This window comes from Mesobacillus sp. (genome assembly GCF_049588175.1).
Lineage (GTDB): Bacteria > Bacillota > Bacilli > Bacillales > Cytobacillaceae > Mesobacillus.
This window is the reverse complement of the sequence record NZ_JBAVFI010000782.1, coordinates 1-5,990: the sequence shown is the minus strand read 5'-3', so window position 1 is coordinate 5,990 and position 5,990 is coordinate 1. Positions and strand designations below refer to the sequence as shown.

The 5,990-nt window shown below is 38.7% G+C and carries 7 protein-coding genes; 3 read left to right on the top strand and 4 right to left on the bottom strand.

Annotated elements, in window-relative coordinates:
* The 3 genes from WB217_RS18955 to WB217_RS18945 form a co-directional block, all read right to left on the bottom strand.
* Positions 1-1,230: GspE/PulE family protein (locus WB217_RS18955; protein ID WP_423994892.1), on the bottom strand; the 1,230-nt coding region annotated here is incomplete at its 3' end.
* 25 nt (positions 1,231-1,255) lie between these two features.
* On the bottom strand, positions 1,256-2,623 hold the full coding sequence (locus WB217_RS18950) for a G5 domain-containing protein (RefSeq protein ID WP_423994891.1): 1,368 nt from the start codon (positions 2,621-2,623) through the stop codon (positions 1,256-1,258).
* A gap of 47 nt (positions 2,624-2,670) precedes the next feature.
* Positions 2,671-3,231: a hypothetical protein gene (locus tag WB217_RS18945; RefSeq protein WP_423994890.1), complete on the bottom strand. Its 561-nt coding sequence runs from the start codon at positions 3,229-3,231 to the stop codon at positions 2,671-2,673.
* A 146-nt stretch (positions 3,232-3,377) separates the two neighbouring features.
* On the opposite strand from WB217_RS18945, the gene WB217_RS18940 reads away from it, so the two are divergent.
* From WB217_RS18940 to WB217_RS18930, 3 genes are read left to right on the top strand one after another with little or no spacing between them, the layout of a single operon-like run.
* The gene (locus WB217_RS18940; RefSeq protein WP_423994889.1) at positions 3,378-3,794 is read left to right on the top strand and encodes a type IV pilus modification PilV family protein; all 417 of its coding nucleotides are present in this window, start codon (positions 3,378-3,380) and stop codon (positions 3,792-3,794) included.
* A gap of 4 nt (positions 3,795-3,798) precedes the next feature.
* Positions 3,799-4,230, top strand: a complete 432-nt coding sequence (locus WB217_RS18935; protein WP_423994888.1) for a PilW family protein — start codon at positions 3,799-3,801, stop codon at positions 4,228-4,230.
* A 13-nt stretch (positions 4,231-4,243) separates the two neighbouring features.
* Entirely contained in the window at positions 4,244-5,167 is a 924-nt protein-coding gene (locus tag WB217_RS18930) for a hypothetical protein (protein ID WP_423994887.1), read from the top strand.
* A 29-nt stretch (positions 5,168-5,196) separates the two neighbouring features.
* On the opposite strand, the gene WB217_RS18925 is transcribed toward WB217_RS18930, so the two are convergent.
* Positions 5,197-5,990 (bottom strand): sensor domain-containing diguanylate cyclase (locus tag WB217_RS18925; protein WP_423994885.1); only part of this gene is annotated, 794 nt, incomplete at its 5' end.

Sequence of the window (5,990 nt, the reverse complement as noted above, 5' to 3'; positions counted from 1 at the left end):
GGTATGCATCGTGCTTAGAACAAGGTGACCTGTCAATGATGCTCTAACCGCTACCTCCACCGTTTCTTTGTCGCGGATTTCACCAACCATAATTATATTCGGATCTTGACGCAAAATAGAGCGTAGTCCAGCTGCGAACGTCATGCCTACATTAGGATTAACTTGTATTTGATTTATCCCTTCGAGCTGATATTCTACAGGATCCTCGATCGTGATGATATTTACCTCTTCACTATTAAGCTTGTTCAATGCAGCATATAAGGTAGAAGATTTCCCTGACCCGGTCGGTCCGGTAATCAACACAATCCCATTTGGCTTGGAAATCATATCTTTAAAACGGGAAAGATTGTGCTTGTTGAACCCGAGCTTTTCGATATCATTCAGTGTACTGCCCATATCAAGGATACGCATAACGACCTTTTCGCCAAATAAGGTTGGAAGTGTTGAGACCCGGAGGTCAATAGGATGAAAGTCGAGATTTGCCTTAATTCTGCCATCCTGGGGAATACGGTTCTCAGTGATATCAAGGTTAGCCATGATTTTTATTCTCGCGATAAGGACGTTTTGCATATGCTTCGGCAGTACACGTTCAACCCTTAAAATCCCATCAATCCTGTATCGGATCACAACTTTCGTCTCCTGTGGATCAATGTGGATATCACTCGCCTTGCTAGCAGAAGCAATTGAAAGCAGTTGATTAACAAGCCTAATGATTGGTGAATCCGCTTCTGTCAGTTTTTCCTCCTGAATCGGATCTATAACGGGATTGTTATTACCGATTAAATCCTCAAATCCTTCATTGGTATCGTAATATTTATTGATCGCGCGGATTATATCATCCTTGGTCGCTATTGCTGTTTCAATATGGAAGCCAGTCGACAGCCTGAGGTCATCAACCGTTATGAAGTCCATCGGGTCAGCCATCGCCACATACAATTTCTCTCCTTCTTTCTTAAGCGGAATGACCAGGTTACGTTTGGCCATTTCTTTAGGAATAAGGGTAAAAAGAGTCGTATCGAATGGGTAACGATATAAACTAATATGCGGAATTCCAAGCTGAAACTCAAGAACTTCAATTAATTGCTGTTCAGTGATAAGCCCCCGTTGAAGCAAGGCATCCCCAAGCTTTTGCCCCTGTGCCTTTTCAGCCAATGTGGCCTTAAGCTGCTCCTCAGGAATCATGCCTGTTTCTACTAATAAATCGCCAAGCCGCTTTCTAATTTGTCTCATGTTTAATCGCTCCCGACTTCAATGCTTACTTCGGCTCTTCGTTCGGCTTCCCAAATAAACCGTCATCGTCTTCATCTGCATTGTTCTCTGTTCCATTCTGGTTACCACTGGACTGCTGCTCATCATTACCGTTTTCCTTAGGTTCAGCAGGTATGTTGTCAGATGCATTTTCCTCGGCAGGTTCTGTTTCATCGGCTGAAGGTGCTGTTATCGTATCTGAATTTCCGTCGGCTGTGGATGCTGTCTCCTGAGCTGCCGGCGTAAGTGGCAATATTTCAACCCTATGTACTGGCGGATAAAAATCTTCTGATAACAATTCGGATTTTAGCAGTTCACCGTTTTGATTATAAGTTTCTCGATAAACCTTTACTAGAATCCCAGGACTTCCTTCTACTTCAACTGATTTTTGGCCCTGCTCAAGCAGCGGTGAATATTGCTTGATTGTCCTCGGTTCAAATTCCTGCTTGTCGGCGGTAATGATGCTGTAATTGTATAAAAAGGGCACGCCTATTATCGAAACCTCCAATTCACTTTCCTTCAGCTTGAATGCCAGCGAATAAGAAGACTTGTTAGGGTTATAGAAAATTAAATCCATTTTCTTTTCGAAATTAACCTTTGCCTCAAACCCAGCCTGTATATTGTCAGGAAGCTGACTGCCGATATGCCTTTCAGCAATTAAAAAATTTGCAGGCATGAGTGCCTGATAAATCGCAGTGGCAATCTGGCTATATGTATAAGATGATCTATTGTTCAATTCACTTTCCTGGACGAATGCAGCAAGAGAAAATTGAGTTTCAGGAGCAATCTCGATTGATGGGTAAAGTTTAGCAAATTCCTGAATTTCTTGATTTCCTTCTGAAATTTGTATGACCGCTGTAGAAATTACTTTGGGCTCTTCTTTTGGAAGATAATTTTCCAGCCTAATTTTAGTAAATTGGTTAAAATTTTGTCCTGCTAAAAGCAATTCTTTTTTTAGACTTTCTTTATCAAGATCGCTAATGAGCGATGTTGGAATTATGGGCATTTCATCAATGACGTCTTTTTCCAGGTTAACGAGCACTTTATTTTGCGCACCATTTACAGCTGATCCAATCGACTCATCTATTAAAAAATCATATTCAGCAGCAGCAACCGAGAAGGTTTGCCCTTTATAAGACAACATAATTTCAGCACTTGAAGCCCATTCGCTCCTTTTCGCTTCGAGAACGGACTTTGCTTCTTCCTGCGATTTACCCGAAACATCTATAGTGCCTATAAATGTTCTTTCTGAGAATACTTGATTAGCAGATGACCTAAAACCTATGGCTGAAGCTCCAAAGTAGGTGAAGCTAAAAATAAACAGGGAATAAACAGAAACGATCAGAGATAGTTTAATTATTTTTCGCTTTTTCATTTATTATGTCCTCTCCGATATTAGAATCCTTCTGAATAAACCACAGGTTACGATTGGCTAGTTGCATACATTTCGTGTTCTTCAACTTCATTTATCCACTTCTCGTCATTTAAGTCATTTTTATTATCAATATTATTGGCTGGTATATCATCTAAATCAGTCAATTGTAGTTTATTTCTTTCTTCCAAGAAAGAAATGTCTTCTTCCAAGTCCATTTCCTGGTGATTAGGAAAAACTTTCGGTACTATTTCAGCAACCTGAGTGATGATCATGCTGCTTTGTTGGGTTGTAGGCTCAGGGAGGATATCATTTTCAATAGAATTCCGGTGCAACCTATCATTAACATTTAACCTTGCCGGACCTTTTACGGGGGCAATACCGACTGAACGACTAACCATTATATATCCAACAGAAGACGCCAGCAATACCATAATGAACAATGCATGCCAAGGCGAAGCAATAAAACTAAAAATCAATCCAAAAGTCCCGATAAGAAAGGAAGTAACAGTAACAATTATTTTCTCTTTCCGGTGTAGCCCTAAAGGAATATGTTTTATCAAAACCATTGCCAAAATTGTCGATATTAACAAAAGTAAAAGACTTTTCATTGTCTCACTCCATACGTATATATGTGATTATTAAAGCCCGCTATTATTCAGCAATATATCGGACTATTAACTTATAAAATGACAATTTTCACTCTTTTATATTGTATAATAAAATTAATCGATTTAGTAGACGGAGGAATAATGTCTTGGGAATAAAGTTGGATGAAGAAAAAGGGCTTACTTTGCTGGAGGTCTTATTATCTATTGTATTGCTTGTTATTATTCTGACCTCTTTCGCCAGTTTTTTTACCCAGTCAGCAATGTTCGTAAAAAAGAATGAAGATAAATTAAGCACAACCCAGACTGCCCAGCAGATTGTTAATCAGATAGAAGTCAGTTTGTCAAAAAATGACGTTAAAACCAGCAGTGTATGTGGTACATTGCCTTGCCTACTAGAAAAGAAGGAACTATCCAATCTTTTAGGCAGCCCTATTACTAGTTCATTTAATATATCGGCAAAATTTGCTGATAGTGTAGAAGGATTAATCAGAGTAAAAGTTTCAGTTACAGACATAAAAAATCCGGAAAATTCATCTGAAACATTTACCTATATTAGAAGGTGAGTAATTGAAAAACGAACGGGGACTAACATTAGTTGAACTGCTCGCAGCCATTACAATTCTATTTATTATTTCCGCTATTATTTATAGTGTTTTTTTTGGATTTAATAAAAACTACAGCCAAATATCCGAAAAAAACAGCATGGACCAAACTGCTAATGTCATCATTGCAACAGTTAAACAACACCATCTCAAATATGATCAATATAAAATCTCTTATGATGAGACAAAAAAGACTGCTTACATCGGAGAAAAGGTAGCAGATAAGCTACTTGGAGATACAAGATATGATTTAGAAATAGAAATTGGCTATCCTGATGCAGGAGCTATTTCAGGTTCAAAAAATATAGATTCGTCATTGCCTCTATCCATCCATTTGACTTTAAATGATAAAACAGGACAAACCTATGAAGTTAAAACGATTATTAAAAGATATTAAGGGAGCTTTAGTGATGAAAAATGAAAAAGGTTACGCACTCATTCTCGTTTTACTAATCATCACGATTTCCTTTATCTTTGCCCTTTCCATGAGCGGAATGGCCCTTTCAGCTCGAAAACAATTCAACAAAACAGATGAAGTAAATAAAGCAACAGATCTTGCGGAGATGGGTGTTGCGCATTATGAGGCAGTACTTGCACAAATAGTTAAATCGTCAAACACGGAAGCGAAGAACAAAGTTGCAGCTGCTTTCGAAGAAGCAAGCAAGAAATCAGGAATCATCATTCCGGATTATGATGAAATCTTCTATGCTGCACTGGTGAAAGCAGTAGCAAGCAATAACTATCTGGTAATGACCATTGAAGGAAGCAATCGGTACGATGTATCTTCACCTTCTGTCACAAAAATGTCAGACGACAATATCTCAATTTCCTTCAAGACTAAAGGAATAACAGCTAGTGAAAAAAAAATACTGAACAGCACAATCCTTGTAGTAAAAAATGAAGGAGATTCACTAGTTGAAGAGTCAATCCCTACAAAGGATCAATACTTGGATTATGTTGACTATGCGATCGACTTAAAGGGGAATGGCTCAGATAAGGATGAGTATTTTCCTAATTCAACGTATTTCGCTAAAGATATCCAAATTCGAGGAAATAGAATTATTGCAGTTCATGGAAATGCTTTTTTTAATGACCAAATTACATTTAATGGTGGAGCTGACATAATAGTTTTTGGTAATGCAATATTCAGGTACGAATTTAAGAAACCGAATAATGCCTATACCTTTTGCGTTACTGGAAATACCTATTTAATTAAGGATAATACACTTATACCTTATACATTATTTCCAGAAACAACAGGAGTATCCTGTCCTAAATCAAACGATACTCCTTGGTCCATTGACACTGATAACGGAATTGAAGTTAAATACTAAATTTAAAGGCTGACCCAATTGGGTCAGCCTTATTTTACATATTCAGCAACCCGATTTCGCCCTGACCGCTTAGCTCCAACATATAATGCCCGATCTGCGTGCCTGATCAATGCAAGTGAATCATCAGCATCCTGTGGTGCTGTAGCGACACCGATTGAGGCGGTTATATCAACGAAAATTAGTTTTCCGTTAGCATCCATTGATTGAAGCAAAGTGAATGGTTCGTTGGCAATCATCAGCCTGATTTGCTCAGCAAGCTTGAATGCGTCACCCTTCATCATGTCAGGAATCAGAATGACAAATTCCTCTCCCCCGTATCGGGCTACTGTACCTATATCCCCAATCCGTTCTTTTAATCGGAGTGCAAGCTCACATAGGATCTCATTTCCACTTTGATGCCCATATGTATCGTTTACTGATTTAAAATGATCAATATCAAGCAGGATGAGTGACAACCGGTCTCTCTCGGAGTTTTGTAACTTTTCAAACTCGCTTGTCAGCATATTTTCAAAATAGCGATAGTTATAGAGTCCTGTCAGAGCGCATCTTTCACTGTTTTCTTTTGTTTTTTCATGATGCCTTGCGTTCTCAACAGCGATGGCAAAGTGGGAACACAGAATATCGACAATCATCAGTTGTGACTTCTCAAATGCCCTTTTTTTGTTAGCGGCCAGAACCAGGACCCCTATTACCTGGGCGTTCCTGACAATCGTGACACTCAAGATGCTTTCAACACTCGGCGGTATATAACCAGAGTTGATTTGCTTCCATTGCTTTTTGGAATGAAAAAGCACAGGCTTTTTATCTGCCCATACAAGTCCGC

Bases quoted from the DNA above. Each gene is read 5' to 3' on its own strand.
- WB217_RS18930 (WP_423994887.1), top strand. From the start codon at position 4,244: ATGAAAAATGAAAAAGGTTACGCACTCATTCTCGTTTTACTAATCATC.
- WB217_RS18945 (WP_423994890.1), bottom strand. From the start codon at position 3,231: ATGAAAAGTCTTTTACTTTTGTTAATATCGACAATTTTGGCAATGGTT.
- WB217_RS18950 (WP_423994891.1), bottom strand. From the start codon at position 2,623: ATGAAAAAGCGAAAAATAATTAAACTATCTCTGATCGTTTCTGTTTAT.